General features: G+C 28.9%; 10 protein-coding genes. 9 read left to right on the top strand and 1 reads right to left on the bottom strand.

The window, feature by feature from the left end:
- The first annotated feature begins 80 nt into the window (after positions 1-80).
- The 9 genes from ACR82Z_RS02025 to ACR82Z_RS01985 all read left to right on the top strand — a co-directional run bounded on the left by ACR82Z_RS02025 (position 81) and on the right by ACR82Z_RS01985 (position 11961).
- The gene (locus tag ACR82Z_RS02025) at positions 81-506 is read left to right on the top strand and encodes a division/cell wall cluster transcriptional repressor MraZ (protein ID WP_435130477.1); all 426 of its coding nucleotides are present in this window, start codon (positions 81-83) and stop codon (positions 504-506) included.
- Positions 506-1408 (top strand): 16S rRNA (cytosine(1402)-N(4))-methyltransferase RsmH, encoded by a 903-nt coding sequence (gene rsmH, locus ACR82Z_RS02020; RefSeq protein WP_435130475.1) that lies wholly within the window; start codon positions 506-508, stop codon positions 1406-1408. Before ACR82Z_RS02025 ends, rsmH begins: the two co-directional genes overlap by 1 nt.
- Before the next feature lie 11 nt (positions 1409-1419).
- On the top strand, positions 1420-2574 hold the full coding sequence (locus ACR82Z_RS02015; RefSeq protein ID WP_435130473.1) for an MAG3720 family protein: 1155 nt from the start codon (positions 1420-1422) through the stop codon (positions 2572-2574).
- Positions 2574-3623: a hypothetical protein gene (locus ACR82Z_RS02010; protein WP_435130471.1), complete on the top strand. Its 1050-nt coding sequence runs from the start codon at positions 2574-2576 to the stop codon at positions 3621-3623. The genes ACR82Z_RS02015 and ACR82Z_RS02010 overlap by 1 nt, the downstream gene beginning before the upstream one ends.
- Positions 3624-3838: 215 nt before the next feature.
- Positions 3839-4195 carry a PTS glucose transporter subunit IIB gene (locus ACR82Z_RS02005; protein ID WP_435130469.1) on the top strand — a complete coding sequence of 119 codons (357 nt, stop codon included), beginning with the start codon at positions 3839-3841 and terminating at the stop codon, positions 4193-4195.
- A gap of 6 nt (positions 4196-4201) precedes the next feature.
- The gene (locus ACR82Z_RS02000) at positions 4202-7966 is read left to right on the top strand and encodes a DEAD/DEAH box helicase (RefSeq protein ID WP_435130467.1); all 3765 of its coding nucleotides are present in this window, start codon (positions 4202-4204) and stop codon (positions 7964-7966) included.
- Entirely contained in the window at positions 7966-8286 is a 321-nt protein-coding gene (locus ACR82Z_RS01995; RefSeq protein WP_435130465.1) for a hypothetical protein, read from the top strand. The genes ACR82Z_RS02000 and ACR82Z_RS01995 overlap by 1 nt, the downstream gene beginning before the upstream one ends.
- On the top strand, positions 8286-10034 hold the full coding sequence (locus ACR82Z_RS01990) for an ABC transporter ATP-binding protein (protein WP_435130463.1): 1749 nt from the start codon (positions 8286-8288) through the stop codon (positions 10032-10034). The genes ACR82Z_RS01995 and ACR82Z_RS01990 overlap by 1 nt, the downstream gene beginning before the upstream one ends.
- Positions 10024-11961 carry an ABC transporter ATP-binding protein gene (locus ACR82Z_RS01985; protein WP_435130461.1) on the top strand — a complete coding sequence of 646 codons (1938 nt, stop codon included), beginning with the start codon at positions 10024-10026 and terminating at the stop codon, positions 11959-11961. The genes ACR82Z_RS01990 and ACR82Z_RS01985 overlap by 11 nt, the downstream gene beginning before the upstream one ends.
- Before the next feature lie 59 nt (positions 11962-12020).
- On the opposite strand, the gene ACR82Z_RS01980 is transcribed toward ACR82Z_RS01985, so the two are convergent.
- A complete protein-coding gene (locus ACR82Z_RS01980; RefSeq protein WP_435130459.1) occupies positions 12021-18278 on the bottom strand; it encodes a glycoside hydrolase family 20 zincin-like fold domain-containing protein in 6258 nt (2085 codons plus the stop codon).
- Between the last annotated feature and the right edge of the window lie 10 nt (positions 18279-18288).

The raw sequence follows: 18288 nt of genomic DNA, 5'->3' as shown, positions 1-18288 counted from the left end.
AGATAAAAAATATTAAAATTTTATTTATAAGTGGTGGTAAATAGTGGTAGAATTTTATTAGATAGTGGGAGGACGTGGTAATGGTTGGACAACATACAAGAAACCTAGATGATAAAAACCGTGTTATCTTACCTCCAGTCTTTCAAGAACAGTTGGGTAATCAATTTATGGTTAGCATCGGTTTTGATGGTAATGCCGAACTACGCAGTATTGAAGAATTTGATAAATATCGTCAAAATATTGAATCAAAAAGCTTCTTTAATAAGGATGTGAGAAAGGTAACTAGATTTATTCTTGGTAATTCCTTTTTAGCCACACTAGATTCAGTGGGTCGTTTTAGCATCCCGAAAAAAATTACTACTGATCTTGCTATCAAAAAAGAAATAACATTTGTGGGTATGGGTTCGCTTGTTGAAATTTGAGCTAAGGAAAAATTTGATGCAGAAAATGCTGAAATATCACTTTCAGATATGTCGGCATTAGCAGAAAAAATTTCGCAGCTATAATGACAAACTTACATTATTCTGTACTCCTTAATGAAAGCATCGAATCCTTGCATATAGATAAAAATGGAATATATATCGATTTAACCCTTGGAATGGGTGGTCACTCAGAAGCGATATTAAAGCAACTTGAAAACGGACACTTGTATGCTTTTGATAAAGATGACTATGCTATTAAGATAGCATCTGTACGTCTTAAAAAAGTATCGAATAACTTCACGATAATCAAAAGTGATTTCAAAGATATAAAATCAAGATTATTGGATTTAGGTGTTTATTCAGTTGATGGAATTATTGCTGATTTAGGTGTTTCATCTCCACAAATCGATCAAGGTCACCGTGGATTTAGTTACAACAAAGATGCTATTTTAGATATGCGAATGAATCAAGATCAACAATTAACTGCTTATAAGGTAGTTAACGAATATAGTGAAAGTGATTTAGCACAGTTGTTATATAAATACGCTGATGTAAAACTTGCTAGTCGGGTTGCGAAAGCCATTATAGCATCGCGTCCTATTGAAACAACACTAAAATTAGTTGATGTGATAAAAAGCACATATCCTGCTGCATTATTACGTGCTAAAAATCCTGCAAAACCTGTATTTCAAGCAATTCGCATCGAAGTAAACGATGAAATCAACTCTTTAAAAACAATGCTAAAAGATGCCATCGATTTATTAAAAATCAATGCCTCCTTAGTAATTATCACCTTTCATTCAATTGAAGATAAGGTAGTAAAAGAGCATTTTAATCAACTTTGTAAGTCAAAACTACCAAGCAAATTACCGATTCAAGAACCAAAAGCATTTATTCAAAAACAAATTTTGCCTACACAAGCAGAAATTCAAATTAATCGACGCTCAAAAAGTGCAAAATTACGTAAATTAACTAAATTAATATAGAAGGAGTTAAAATGAAAATATTTTTAAATTTCAATATTCATCAAAATCATTTTTACTTTTCTTCTATTAAACATTCAAATAACAACTTTAGCAAAATTGCCGAAGATGTTAAAATCTATTATCAAAAATCCATAATTATTTTAGATTTTATTAAAGATAAAATCAACACTTATACCAAAAAATACAAAAAAGATGATATTTTTATTAATATCAATTTAAAAGATGACTTATTTTTAGAAACTAAATACATCCTTAGTCAAAAGCAAGTTAATACAGATGTTTTAAATGAAAAACCTGAGCAAATTGAAGATTTTATTCATTTGAATACCTTTAACTACCAATATCAAACTTTTTATAATGGTGTTTATAAATACTATAATACTTTTCCAAAAGACAAAGATTATCAAAGTTTGCATCAATTTCAAAGTCAATTATTTCTTAATACAAATAATTTACAATTAAATTCCTTTCTTGTAAAGACATATAAATACTTGACAAATTTAAACAAAAAAAATATTACATACACACTTGCGACCTTTCAACAAATTCTTGCAAGCTCACTTAATCAAGAAAATAACAACCTTTTAGTTAACATATGTGATAGTAATATTTATGTAAGTTTTGTAAAAAATGGTTATATTCTCAGTACTATTAACATCACAATGGGTACCGATATTATAGTAAATAAGTTTTTAGATCAAAATTTAAGTAAAAAAGTTATTTTTGCAAGAATCAATGAAATTTTATCTTGTGATTCTGGTCAAATTCTCGATGAAATCAACAATGATATATATTCACTTTTGATAAACTTTGTAAATATATTATGTTCAAAAATCAACCAAATTTTAAAATATAATAACAAAGAATTAAAAGTTTGAATTAATAGCAGCAATGACTTATTAACAGACTTTATAACTAAAAAACTTACAGAGCAAATAAACATCGATTCAAAACTACTGAAAGGTTTTTATCAATTAAATTCCATTACCCAAAGTGGTTTTAACTTGATACATAAACTTGATCCAATTATTAAACAGTCAATTATTTTTGCTAATTCATTTAACTATGATGATAGCGGACACTTACAAACCGTTACACGTGAAATTGATTTAACATATATCAAAAATAAAAGTTTTTGACAAAGAATCTTTGCTTTTAAACATTAATGAAAAGTATTAAAATTTTATATATATGTGGTAGTTTTTGTGAAAACCCAATTTCTTTTCAGCAAAATGATGAAATTGAATATATTGCAATTTTTGCAAATAAACAAGAATTTACTAAAAGTTCTTGTGAAAGCAAAATATTAATAAAAGAGAATCTAAAAGATAATATTGATGACTTTAGCAGTCATTTTGATGCATTAATGTTAAAAAATATGCTAGCAGATGCTGAAATTGTGTTAATCAGCAGTTATATAGACAATGTGGGAACTTGGTTAACTCCTGCAATAACAAAATTAGCAAAAATGCTAAACAAATTAGTTGTTTCAGTTATCAAAATACCTTTACAAAATTCATATTTACCTAATATAAAGCAATATTTAGATAAAATCATTGAATGTTCTGATGCATACACTTTTGTATCAACGCAAAAAATACATCATATGTATCCAGACTTTCCAGATCAAGAAATTAATAAAATCGCAAACTTACAATTAAGTTATTTAATTAACTTCTTAAATGAAAATGCTAATAATTCAATAAATCTTGCAAATTTAAAGAAGACGTTAGAGAATTCAGGATTAACTTATATTACTGCTGCAAAAGCATCCGGAAGCAATTTAAGTAGTAAAATAATTAAGAAGTTTTCTACATATAATTTAAATGATTCCCAAATCCAAAATGCTGAAAAAGTTTTTGTAAACATTAAAACAGATGTCAACACAAATAAAGAAATTAGCCGAATAATTTCTGAAATTGTTAAATATTTTAATTTATCTAATGATGTACAAATTATAAAAAATATAGTTTATCAACAAAAATCATTTAGTTTTATAGATGTAAATGTATTTATAAGTGGAATAAATCAAAATTTAGTAAATCGAAATAATTCTCTTGATAATAATATAAAAAATTTACATATAAATGATGTTGAATCTACTGATGCAAAATATTCGCAAGGATTGAAGTGAATAAACTCAGAAAACACAAAAATTATTTCGAATCAAAAAAACTATAATTCAATGTATGATTTATGATTCTCGAAGTCTTAGAAGATAATTATTAATCAGAATTATAGTTGTAAACTAGTAATATTTACTAGTTTTTTTATATAAATAAGCATAATAATGTTTATCATATAAAAATAATTAGTTATTTGAATTTTTAGTTAAATTTAATTAAAAACAACTAAAAAAAATAAGTAAATTTTGACTAAATTCATATATTCTATTTTATATTATGGTAAATGTTGTAAAATTAATAATATATGAAAAAAAGAACCTGAATTATTATTTTTTATACCATTATAACCTTTGGATTCATTTGATTAAAATGAAAAAATAAAAGTAAAAATCATCAAAAAAATACTATTTACCAAGAAAACAATTTACCATTTAAAATTCAAACATTAATTAATGCTTTAAAACAAAAAAATATTATCGAAATAACCAATACACACTACAGAGTTAATATCATCTTAAAAGATACTAAAATAATTGATATACAGTCAATAAAGGCTTTAAAAGGTGTTCGTGGGTTGTTTTTAAAATCTAATTCTGTTTCTATCATATTTGAACAATATACAGCAGCAGTAGCTGATGCTTTAGCAAAATATATCAAGTAGGTACTTATGCAAGAAAACAAATACCAAGTAATTTTAGATAACTTGCTCGATATCTCACAAAATGATGCATCAATTTTTACTAAACTTAGCGAAAATAATTGTGTAGATATTTTTAATCTTTTACGTCTTGAAGATTTTAAAGAAGTTTTAAATAAGGAAAAATTTGAGATCAGTTTATTAGATGGAAACTTAATTGATTTTATCGATCAAGTTAAAAACACTTACGATTTTAATTCCTTAAAATCTCTTTTAGAATCAAAAGCAAATAAATATATAAGAACATCTAAGGTGGATTTTAACGCTAATTTTGAATATGAACAAAAAAATGTGATCAATTTTTTAGAACATATACAACAAAAAGCGATTCGCAAATGAAAAATTTTAGATAATAAAGTAACATCCATTTTGGATGAAACCAATACATGACCGTTACACATCGGATTTTTGTTTGTTTCACTGCGCAAAGATGACAAAGTTATTTATGCGCCAATGTTTTTTAAAGAAGTTCAAATTAAATTTAAAAATACTATTCCTTATTTATTTTCAGATGGAGATATTAAAGTTAATGAAAAACTCATTTTCTTTTTAAACAACTCAGGATTTAACCTTAACATCGATTCTAACTTTGAACACTTTGAAATTAATACAATTTTTGAAAGACTAAAAACTGATTGAAACAATTTATTTACCTTACCTAATGATTTATATGATAAATTTACTCCACTTCGCAGTGATTTGATTATTAATGAAAACTTAATGTTTCATAAGGGTATGTTATTAGGGATTTTTCAACCTTGAGGTGGATATTCACGCAATCGGATGAAAGAAATTATTAACAATGATGAAATTAATGATATTTTTAAGGTTGAATTTGATAAAAACAAATATAAAAACAAAGTGATACAACTTCTTAAAAATGAAAATATTTCATTATTTAATGTTGCTAAGTCTAATCTTTCACAAGATAAAGCAGTTTTATCTGCATTACAGCAAAATACCATTATCTGAGGGCCTCCTGGCACTGGAAAATCGCAGACAATTGTTAATTTAATAACAAATATTTTAATTTATGGTAAAAAAGTTATTGTTGCTTCACAAAAGAAAGCTGCCTTAGATGTTATCAATGAACGTCTTGGAATTTTAAGTAAATTTTGTTTATTTTTACTTAATTATAAGGATGTTAAAAAGAAAAAGTTTTATCAACCAATACAAGACTACCTTGATATGCTGGAAAATTTTGATTCAAAGCAACAACTACAAAAATATCCAGTAATAAACCAACAAGAAAGCAGACATATTGTTAATGTAAATAATATCCTAAACCAAGATGGGATAAACCAACTATTTCAAGCATATTATTATTTATACAAATACAAAATGGATGCTGATTTTGAAAATGATGCACATTTTATTAATGATTTACCAAAAGATATTATTTACCCTTCAGAAAGTTTGCAAGAAGGGAAAGTTGCAAAGAGCATCTTAAAAGAAAACAATAGTTACTTATTATTTTTTATGAAAAAATATTGAAAGATTCGCGATGTTGCTAAGCAGATCGAAAACAAATTAAGCAACTTTTCAGGAAGTTTATACCAATTAGTTAACAATTTTCATTCAATTAAAAATGTTAGTAACTCAATAAAATACCTAAATCGCATTATCAATGAATCTAAAAATATCAATTTTGATCAGCAAATATTAAGTGCTGAGATAGTTAAAAACATTACCTTAGAGCGCTATGTAAAGCAAATCAAAGAATTCAGTCCACAATTACAGCGATTATATCGTGAATTTTCTCAAAGTGTTCGCATCCAAAACCTTGAACCGTATCGTTTTGTTAAAAAATATGCTGAAATGATTAAATTAATCTTCCCTGTAATTGTAGCAACACCAGATACAGATTTATCTGCTTGAAATAAAGAAGAATTTGATTATGCAATCTTAGATGAATCTAGTCAAATTTTCATTGAAAAAGGTTTACCGATTTTATATTTAGCTAAAACTAAGATATTAGCAGGAGATAAACAACAAATGCGTCCAAGCAACTGATTTGGTTCACGAAACACTGATGATACCATTTTTGGTAAAGTGGATTCACTACTTGATTATGCTTTATCATTAGGAGTATATCAAATTATTTTAGATAAAAATTATCGTGCTAAAAATGCTGCATTAATGACTTTTTCATCTAAACACTTTTACCAATCATCACTTGATGTAGTTGATAATGCATCTGCTAGTGATGAAAATTCAGTTGAAGTATATCAAGTTGATGGAAACTGAGAAGATAATCACAACAAAGTTGAAGCACAAAAGGCATTACAGTTACTTAATTTAAACTTAGATAAATATAATAAAATCATTTTATTAGCATTCAACTCACGACAAAGTGATTATTTAACTAACCTAATTTATTCTTACCATCCAAATTTAGAAGCAGCAATTAATCAAAAAAAACTATTAATCCGCAACATCGAAAATATCCAAGGAGATGAAGCAGACTTAGTAATTGCTACTATTTCATATGATAAATACACTAAGTTAAATTCTACATATGTTTCACGAAGTGGTGGTTCAAATGCTTTGAATGTTGCTATATCGCGTGCTAAAGAGAAAATGATAGTGATCAAAACTATTAAAGCAGATGATATACAAATTCTGCCAAATTCATCGGATGATTTAATTATTTTTAAAAAATGATTACAGTTTTTAGAAAGGGATGCTGATTCAAAAAGGGAGCTTCTAAAAGAAACATTTGCATCTAAAAAACTTGATTCATCGGTAGAAAACCAAAGTAAAGTAACTTGATTTAAAGAACTTGTGAAGACTGAATTTGAAGATATTATTAAAGGTAAACACAATTATGAATTATTTACCAAATATAACATCGGATCATTAGACATCGATTTAGTTATTACTAAGAATGAAAAACCTTATAAATGTGTGCTTTTTGACACTTTTGAATACGGAGAAAATGCTATAAATGGATATTTAGCCATCCGCGATAAATATCGCTTCTTAAAGGCTAAAAAATACGATGTTATTGTAATTAATCCAATCAATTGAATTACTATGCAAAATCAAATTAGTTTATGATTTGATTTTGATGAAGTAGTTTCAGAAAACCAACCAACCAATACCTACATTTTAAATAAAACTAATATTTTTGTTGCTACTGATGCTGATATTAAACTTACAAGTTCGCAAAATACCTTGCAGCAAGACCAAGATACAGAAGTCGAAAAGGCTACCCAACCAATTAATTATCATTCAATTGAAGAAGATAAAAATGATGCGATGATTCTTACATCACTTATCCAAAATGATGATCATTTAGATGCAGAATTACATAAAATTTTTAGTCAGAGTATCCAAACTAATGAAGATATTAAGGAAGAAACAGGAAATCAAACCCTTGATGTCAAAACCGAAGATATTTCAATCCCAGATGATTCAGATGCATCAGTTGCTGTGATTGGTAAAGATGAAGAAGTTGCAGCACCGGTATATTTAAACGTCAGCAAAGAAGTAGAATTTACCGAAAATGAAATTGGTTATTGAGATTCAATTGGGATAAAAGTTGATAATAAATCAACTTTTGATAATTTGACAACAGATTATTTATACGAAGATCCAAAAGATTGAATTATGAGTAATACCGATGAAATATCTGATGAGCAAACTAAAACCGTGGTAAATGATGACTTTTTAAAAGATGTTGATGAATTTACCAAAACTGTTGAAATGAAAATAGAACGAAAGGATAAATAATGAACCTTTCTGATGTTTTATCAATACTTTCAAAAAATATTAAACGAAAAATTATTTTGCACTTATTTACCTGTCACGAACAAGAATGCGATGTTTTAACACTTGCTCAAACCTTAAAAAGCAAACAAGCCAATATTTCAAAACACCTTAGCGATCTAAAGAAAAAAAACATCATTGATGCTAACAAAAAAGGTTTATTCACTTATTACTTTTTAAATAAAAAATTTAAAAAGAAATATTTTGATCTTCTTAACATTACACATACATTAAATACTGAAAATGTGGATTGCAAATGCATTAACGATGGACACATTAAATAATGAATCATAAAATTTCTTTATTTTCAATTACCTATGGAACCAGAATTTTATTTCTGGTTACTATTTTGCTAGGTGTTTCTAGCATCATTTTAGAAACTTATATGCCTTTATTCGTTAAAGACATCACTGATACAGTTTCTGATGCATTTAAAAACTATGATGAAAAATATCACATTGTGCTTAAAAATGCTGCATTATTAGTCTCTTTTGGTATCTTAATCGGTGGTTTCACGATGCTTAGCGCTTATTTAAATGTTATTGCTCGGTATCGTTTTGCAAAGAATTTACGTTTAAAACTTTTTTCCAAAATACAAACTTTTTCATTTGAAGATATGGATAAATTTTCAACAGGAGTAATTGTAAACCGACTTAATACCGATATTGATAACATTGTAAAGTTGTATGGTATTATGGGCCGACCGTTATTTAGACTACCAATTATGTTTATCAGTTCTTTGGTTTTTGCTATTACACAATCAGGTGTGCTATCAATTATTTTTGCAGTCAGTTTACCATTATTATTTGGATTCTTTTTAATTATGTGAAAATACGGTATCCCGATTTTTTATAAAACATTTAAAAAATCTGATCAATATAATACAAAGTTGCAAGAAAACCTTAATTCAATGAGACTGATTAAATCATATGTAACTGAAAACCAAGAAGCACAAAACCACGATGCTGTAAACAATCAAATGCGAGATATTAACATCAAAGGTGAAAAGGTTTTTACTTGATATCATATTGTGATTATGAATACCATTTTTATGTCAGTGATTGCTTTAGTTGTTATTGGAGTAAATCAAGTGCTTGCACAAAAAATAAAAATCGGTACTATTACAGCTTTTTCAACTTACATATGAATGATAACTGGTTCATTTCTAGGGATTTTAAACATCTCAGGTGAACTGTTTCGCTCTATACCAAGTGCTAAAAGATATAATGAGCTAATTAAGCATCAAGTTTCGATTATTGAAAAAGAAACTTTCATTAATAAAGAAATTTTAGGTGAAATTGAATTTAAAAATGTGTGCTTAAAATATCATAGTAACTCATTTTACTCATTGAAAGACATTAATTTAAAAATCAAGGTAGGTCAAAGCATCGGGATAATTGGTGCTACATCATCAGGAAAAAGTAGCATGCTTTCGTTGATACCAAGATTTTATGATGCAACCGATGGAAATGTTTTAATAGATGGAATTGATGTAAAAGATTATTCTTTTGCTTCGCTTCGTTCTGGTATTTCAGCAGTTTTTCAAGATACATCGCTTTTTTCAGGAAGCATTCGTGATAACATCAAATGAGGCAATCCTGATGCCAGCGATGAGCAAATTATCGATGTGCTAAAACAAGTTTGCATCTGAGATTTTGTAGCAAGTCAAAAAGAACAATTGGATTATCAAATTTTACAGGGTGGTAAAAATTTATCAGGTGGACAAAAGCAAAGGTTATATTTAGCAAGGGCATTAATTAAAAATCCTAAAATACTACTTTTAGATGATGCAACATCAGCATTAGATGCTAAAACTGAAAAAAGTATTTTATCAGTTTTAAATAACATTAAAACTACCAAAATCATTGTTTCACAAAAAATTACTTCACTTGTTATTTGTGATCAAATTGTTGTGATTGAAAATGGAATGATAACAAATGTAGGTACTCACAATGAACTTATAAAAACTAATTCATATTATCAGAAACTAAATATGTTGCAAGGCGCTTTGGGAGGTTTTGATGCGAAATAATTTTCATCCCTCTTTTGCTAAGCAAGTTCCAAAACTAACAAATAAACAAAAAATTTCTACCTTTAAAAATATTTTAAAACTGCTATGAAAAGATAATAAAATAATTTTAATTATTTCTTTATTTTTAATCATTATCGGCTCAGGTGGTCTGTTATATAATCAAGTTTTTATCGGAAAAATTATTATTGATGGATTTTTAAATAATTTTTCTGCTAATGCACTAAATTATGCAAAAACATTTAACTATAAATGGTTTTATATTGTTATCACTTTATCAGCTGTATGATTTTTTATAACAGTTTTCGCTGGTTTTATCTGAAAAAGATTATTAATCAAAGTATCAAATCATACATTGACTAAGTTACGTAGCAACTTATATAAGCATATTCAAAGTCTACCCATTGCATTCTTTGATGCTAATTCTAAAGGCGACTTAATGGCTCGCTTTACATCCGATATTGATACATTAAGGGATTTTTTATCTAACTCGCTTCCGAAAGTTATTGATACATTTATCACTTTAAGTGTTTCAGTAGTAGTTATGTTTTCGCTGAATTGAAAACTTGCCTTAATTATGCTTGCTGTGATGTTACTGATTTTAATGTTTTCATATTTTATCGGGATGCAATCAAAGAAAGGATTTATCAAGCGTCAAAGAAGCAATGGTGCTTTATCAGGATTTACTGAAGAAGTAGTATCAAATTTAAAGACATTAAAAATCTTTGGTCAAGAGCAAAATGTGTTAAATGATTATCAAAAATATTCAAATTCTTTATACCAAGACGAACTAAAAGCCCGTGGTTATGCTGATTTGTTGTTTCCGTTTGCAATGTGGGCAGGTAACATAGGATATATTATTGTAGCTGTTTTTGGAGCAATTTTATTGATCAACGGACAAAGCGAGGGTTTCGGATTAAGCGTCGGGGTATTAATTGCATTTACACAGTTTGCTAAAAGTTTTTCTGGCCCTGTTTCATCAATTTTAGAAGTAGTCAATTCGATAATCATCGCATTAGCAGGTGGTAAACGTGTGTTTGATATTCTTAAGCAATCCCCTGAAATCAATCATGGGAACATCCAAACTGTTAAAGTTGTTTTAAAAAACAATCAATACATTGAATCTGAATCAGATGCAGCATTTTGAGCATATAAATTTACTGATGCAAGTGGATATTTAATTGGTTATCAAAAAGTTCAAGGAGAGGTTGTTTTTGATAATGTGTCTTTTGGATATGATCAAAATGATGCTATAAAAAACATCTCATTTAAAGCAAAAGCAGGAAGCAAAATTGCACTAGTTGGTCCAACTGGTGCCGGTAAAACCACCATCACTTCCTTATTAATACGCTTCTACGAGCAAAATCTTGGGGATATTTATATCGATGGGATTAATATCAAAGAGATTGATAAAAACTCGCTGCGCAAGGTGATAGGTATGATTTTACAGGATGCATCGTTATTTTCTGACACAGTAACCAACAACATAACTTACGGATTCGATACAATTGACCAGCAACAGTTACATAAATCCATTCTTGTCTCAAATTTAACAGAGCATATAGATAAATTGGATGCTAAAGAACACACCTACCTCAAAGATCGTGGCAGCAAACTCTCACAAGGACAAAAACAACTTATTACAATTGCAAGGGTTACTTATAAAAATCCACCTATTTTAATCTTTGATGAAGCAACATCGAATATAGATACCTTAACTGAATATCAAATACAAACATCGATGGATAAATTAATGCAAAATCGAACTACATTTATTATCGCACATCGGTTGAGCACCATCAAAAATGCTGATTTGATATTAGTAATTAATGCTGGACAAATTATCGAGCAAGGCAGCCACCAGCAACTGCTACAAAAACAAGGTAAATACTTTCAGTTGTGAAATAATTCACAAAAGCAAAATATCTAACACTGCATTGCAGTGTTTTTGAATCAAAAAAAACATCGCAGATGCGATGTTTTTAAAAATTATTGATTTGATTTTTTCTTCTTGTTTTTAAATCAAGTATATCCAAAGGTTGCTATACCGAGAACAAATGCTAATACAGCGATTACAATACCAGCGATTGCTCCGCCAGTTGGTCCAGTAGATTTTTCAACAGTTTTTGATGTTTGTGCATTTTTATTATCTTGTGGATTTTGGTCTTTTGATTTGTTTTCGGAAGTAGGTGGAGTGGTTGTTGATCCACTATTGCCTCCTTCTTGTGGTTTTGAACCTTCGGTATTTGATGGGTTATTAGTGCTTCCGCCTTGCTCTGGTTTTTGAGTATCTTTATCACCATTTTCTGGTGTACTTGGCTGAGCAGGTAAGGTTGGTTTTGGACTTAATAGTTGTAACACTTTTGATTTAAAGTTTGCTAATTCATTTTCGGTTTTAGCTTCTTTAACTTCTTGCTCTAAGTCTGCTTTGAGTTTTTCGTTTGTTAGTTTATCTAATAAACGTTTGATGCTATTAGATAAAACTTCTTTATTTTTCTTGCTTTGTTGCACTTTATCATTAATTGCATTAATGATTTTAGCTAATGCAGCAGTATCTTTTGCTTTTGCAAGTTGATCTTTAAATTCTTGTTGAACATCTGAATCTAGACCTTCAGTTAATGCGATAGCTTGTTTTTTAGCAGTTTCAAGTTTAGTTGGTGAAATTGCTAACATACTTTGTGCATCTTGAATTTGTTTTACATATTTTTGGATATCTGATGCAGTTAACATCGATGGATCGTGATTGATTGTTTTAATTTGATTGATTGTATCAAGATATGTTTGGTATGATGCATCGGTATAGATTTCATCAGTATTAGCAAGCGGTGTTAATAAATTATCCAATGAAGCAACTAATTCATCTTTTTGAGTTTGTGCATCTTCGTTAGCACGATTCATCCGATCTAAAGCTTTTTGTAAATCTTCTAACTTAGCATCTTTGTTGTTTAAAGTTGCCTGCCATTGATCGATTTGTTTTTGTAACTGTTGTGATTGTTGTGGGAATTTTAGAGCATTTTCAGCAATAAATGCTTTTGCTTTAGTAATTGCATCTACTAGGTTTGTATATGTAGTTCCTAAATCATTTGCTTTTAAACTATCAATTGATTGTTTTACTAATTGGTTAACTTGATAGTAATCAGCAGGGGTTGCTGTTCCAGATTTAATTTTTGAATCAAGTTGTTTCTTTGCTTGCTGTAATTTTGCAAAGGTTTGTGGATCATAGTGGCTTGCATCTAATGAATCTATTTTAGCTAAATTATAATCAGAAACTTGTTGATCGAAACTGGTGTATTTTAAAGTAGGTTGCACTTGATGTAATCTATCCTTTAGAGCTTGATAATCAGCTTGAGAATAAAGATTTTGATTCTTTGGATCAATCATTTGTTTTGCACTGGTTAATAATAACTGATATAACGCATAATTAGCATCTTGCACATACGAGGTATTAGGAAGTGTAGCATTAATAATATCACTTAATGTTTCAACATTATCTGCTGTTATTTTAAGGTCACCTTTTTGTGCATTTTCAATACTTTCTTTGATGTTATTTAATGTATTAATTGGTAATTTTGCATTATCTGCAACTAATGCACTAACTTGTTCTTTTAATTTATTTCAACGATCTTGAGCTTCCTTAGTTCAAGCATCAAAATTTTCTGGTGTCTTATCAACTTGTGTTTTTAATGCTGCTAAGGTTGTTTGATCGTGGCTATTATCACCACTAGAAGTAGTAGGACGAATTGATGGAGCAAGTTCATAAATAACTGGTTTTTTATCACTTCAATCTATTTGAAAGCCGATGATTTTCTTATTGCTATCTGATTGAGTTAAATCAAAGGTCATATTTGAAAATGCTAATAATCCAAGTTTTTGTGTTTCTTGTTTTTTAGTATTTTCATCATAAAGCATCACTGAAATGGTTGCATTGGTTGCTGATCCATCAGAATATACTAATAAATCCTTACCATCATATGTATTAGGATCAACATAGAATTTTAAGCTTCCATTTTGTGTATCTGGACTTCAGTAAGTGTTGTAATTTCCATCTAAGAATTTAACTGGGTAGTTATTTTTGTTAGCAGGTAAATAATTAGTTCCATCAAATCTTGGGTCTTTTGGAACATTATCTCAATTATCATTTACGATAATTTCATTAATTTGTACTCCACGAGATAAATTATGATTATTATTATCTAACAGGATATTAAGAGTTTTGGTAAATACTATTTTTACATATCTAACATTTTTGTTAGTTAGTTCAGAAATTTTATCAGCATCAAAATATCTATAATTTGGTCGCTGTGGATCTACTTTTACAATATTTTTAAATTGTGGATATGATAAGTTGGTAGTTTGAATATATTGTGGATCTTTAACTTCTGATAACGAAGTAGGATTAGTGCTACTTTCTGCTGGTGTACTGTTATAGATTTCATATCATTCCGAATCAGTTGTAGTATTTTTATCAGAAACTAAGATTTTAAAGAATCTTGGATAGTTATAAGTATCTTTATCTACATACATCTTTAATGAATTTAAGGTTACTGTATTTCCTAAATCATAAATAATGTAATCATTTTGAAGTGGATATCCATTATAAATATCATATGTTGATACATTACCATCGATAGCATTACCTGAATAACGAGTATCTTCACCTCAACCATTAATTGTTTGCACATTTGAACCAATCATTCTTCCGTATGTTTTGCTATCTACAACTTTTACATCCAAACTAGAAAGAGTTGGCTCCTGATTATTTTCAGCTGTTGTAGTTGTAGCCTTTTTAATTCTAATGTATCTTGCAAACTTGTTGTTATCATCAAAAGTTCCTGTATATGGATATCATACGATTCCGTTTCTTGATGTTTCTAATGATACATTATTAGGAATGCTATCTTGTCCGTTTAACTTAATAGTATTAAGTTGATACATTTGCTTTAAGTCTAAGCCAACATATTTATCTGTTGTTAAGTTTACCGGTGTAGTTGATGAAGCACCATCGGAACCAGTTGTTTTACCAACAAACAATCCAAATTCATCCTTATCAACAACTTGAGTAAATAAATTAGTTGTTTGATTTGAGTCTTTATCAGTGTATAAATATTGATTTCCAGGTCCAAATAAATGGATCGAAACTAATGATAATGGTCCAGAAAATGAAGTATCAGTAGAACGTAATCTGAAAAATTGTGCAAATGCTTTACCACGAATGATTTGGTATCTTTGTGATGGAACTAAGTTACCAAATTTAACTCAAGCACCAGTAGCAGATTCAGAACCAGATGCTTTAGCATTAGCATCTCAATATTCAATTACACCATTATTTAAATAACTAACTGATGAGTCATTTTTTCCTTGGTCAATAACTACTGATGAAACCTCTGCTGCATTAGCTAATTTAAATTGAATAAATTTATTATTGGTAAAATTGTTGATTGAAACACTGTTATCAAAAATTGATTTATTTAGGTTAGTAACATTATCGGATGTAAGAGTTAGTTTATTAACAGAATCACTTCCGTGGGTTTGGTCATCATTTTGTATGACTAATGCAGTTGTTCCAATCCTTGGAGCTGTATCAGTGTTAACAACAAATTCATAAATACGGAATCATTTATTTCTACCGGTTCCAGTTTCAGTATCAATCATACGAATGGCACGAACATTTTTTTGGTTTACTGAAATTTTAAAAGTATTTGAATTTGAAAAACTAGATGTGCTTAAAGTATAAGAGTTATCTGTTGTAGTCGAACCAGAGCTCGAACTACTTGATTGAGCATTAGCATCCTTAGGTAAATCATTTCATACATCTTTGTTATCTGTATCTAGATGATATTGAATTTTAAATTTAGTGAAATATTCTTCACTATTAGAAGTATTGGTTCCAAATTTAATTTGTAAGTCTTTAACATCGATTGGTTTATCAAATTTAACCCCAAAGTAGTTGTTAGGTAAGATACGATTATTATTTTGCCGATTTGCATCTAATGTGTAAACAAATTGTCTTTGGTTATTTAAAGTAAATATTGAACCAGGAATATTTTGTTGAGTATTTGGACTAGTTAAATCGGTAATAATGCTCATCCCATTATTTTGCGGATCTGCTGCAGTTGGAAGTAGTTTTTCAACCTTTGCCAATAACTGTGGTGTTAATAACGAAGTAAGATTACGGGTAAAGTGTGATCCGATACCAATATCCCTAAATGAAGTTGAATAATAGTTACGACTTTGATATGATTGGAAATAATTTTGTGCTTTTATATAATAATCAACAATTTCTTCATCATCTGGATTGGATTTATTTGCTTCAATATAAGTTAACACAAAGTACTTTTGTGCCTGAAAATAATCCGAAGCAGCTAAAACAAATTCATGAATGGTATCGATAAATTTAGAATGTGATTTGTTTTCTAATAAAATCTGTATTTGTGGAAACAGATTATTTATTTCAGTTAAATAAGTTTGTGCTTCTGTTTTATGATAAGTGCTAGTTCCTTTGCTGTTATCACTATTTAAAACATTATAAAAATTTTCTGCTGCAGGAGTGATAGCATCACCGGCAAAAAGTGCTTCTGAATAAGTATCTTGAGCAAGGTATGCTCCTAGTCTTCTTAAAGCAATTGATTCTGGTGTTTCAATTGCAGTGTTATTAGCAATAGCACGAAACGAAGCTTGATATATCAGATCCTTTTCAATTTGTCTACCATCACCTGCTGGTAATATTTTTCAAGTTATGTTAGCTAAATCAAAGAAACCAAATTTTGAAAACTCTGCTTTTTTATTTCCAGTTGATAAAATAAATCCGGTAAATTTACTTGGATCAACATTAACGGATGTATAGTCTCCGTTATATCCATTTTGAGCATTTGGCCGAATCAATTCCTCAGCAGTTCTTAAATATAATTTATTTGCATCACGAGCAAAATCATCTGGATATTCTTTAAAGAAGATCGGTTTAATTTGTTGTCCATCTTGGGTATATTTGTCTACATCGTATTCATTAATGTATTGGTGATCATTAAATTCATCATCTAAAATCAACGGTTGCACTTCTGATGGAAGCGATGCATAATATGAAATAAATCCTGGTGTTTTAGTAGAAGCACTTTTTTGTAAGCGTGGAGTAATCGCAGATGAGCGACCAAAATATCCTTGGAAGATAATATTAGTATCTATTAAATCAGGATAGGTGCTTTTTAAACTCTTGATTCAAGCAACTAAATCAGTGAATAATTGCACCGTTTTAGGCGATTGCTCACCCATAGACATTAATCCGATTTTACGTACACCAGCCTTAATTGCTTGTAAGTATTTAGCTTTTAAAAGTGTCAAATTAGCATCATAATTTTCATTAGTAAAATCTGATAAAGCATCTAAGGCAAAAACAAATTTAACATGGGTTTCTTTTGAAACTTTGGCTAATTCTGTAAGTTCATCCAGTTGTGCTTGATTGAGTGGAACCATTCAAGCTTTTTGTGTTTGTTTATCTGTATCTGAATCACCTTCATTAGTAGTTATTTGATTTTGATTATTAGCATAAGCGCCAGCTAATTTTTTATCAGGTTCAAAGATATAAGTATTGATTTTATAATAGCTTGAAAAGCGCATAATATCAATCATTTCATCCTTAGTTTGATTATGCTCAGCACCATCAAAAACACGGTGTGAGTCCATAAATCCACGGATTTTAACATCAGCATAATCTTTAATGGTAAAATCTTCTATTTTATATCCATCAAGTTGTTGGAAGATATGTCATAAAGTAGTTGCACCAAAGAAAGCTGCATCTGAATCCTTAGCTAATAATGAAATGTAATTATCTTGTGTTTTAATTACATATGCATCGTTTTTAGCAAAATTACTTGCTGCAAAATCATCGCTTGAATCTATTTTTGTAATATTGTTATCAACTAAATTATCACTATCACCCGAGATACCAACTAGGATGTTGGTTTTTCCGCTCACAACACTTCTAGATTCGCTAGAAGTAATATGTCTAAAAGCAAGTGCTTCTTGGATACGGTTTTTAGTTGCTGAATCGATTCCGTTTTCATATACTAAGTTAACATCTTGACTAATCAAAGAAGTTTTGTTTTGATACAAAATATTATGAACCATTGGAAAAATAGCATATTCTTGGTGTGAAGCAACTTGTTCACTTTGGTTGCTGGTAGCAGCAGCTACACAAGCAGTTGCTAATGCAGAAGCGCCAAAAAATAATGCTTTAAGTTTAGTTTTCTTCATTATATACTTC

It is taken from the genome of Mycoplasma sp. 6243 (assembly GCF_051200785.1).
In the GTDB taxonomy this organism is placed as follows: domain Bacteria; phylum Bacillota_I; class Bacilli_A; order Mycoplasmatales; family Metamycoplasmataceae; genus Mycoplasmopsis.
The sequence above is the reverse complement of the archived record's forward strand: the minus strand, read 5'-3'. Positions and strand labels throughout refer to the sequence as shown.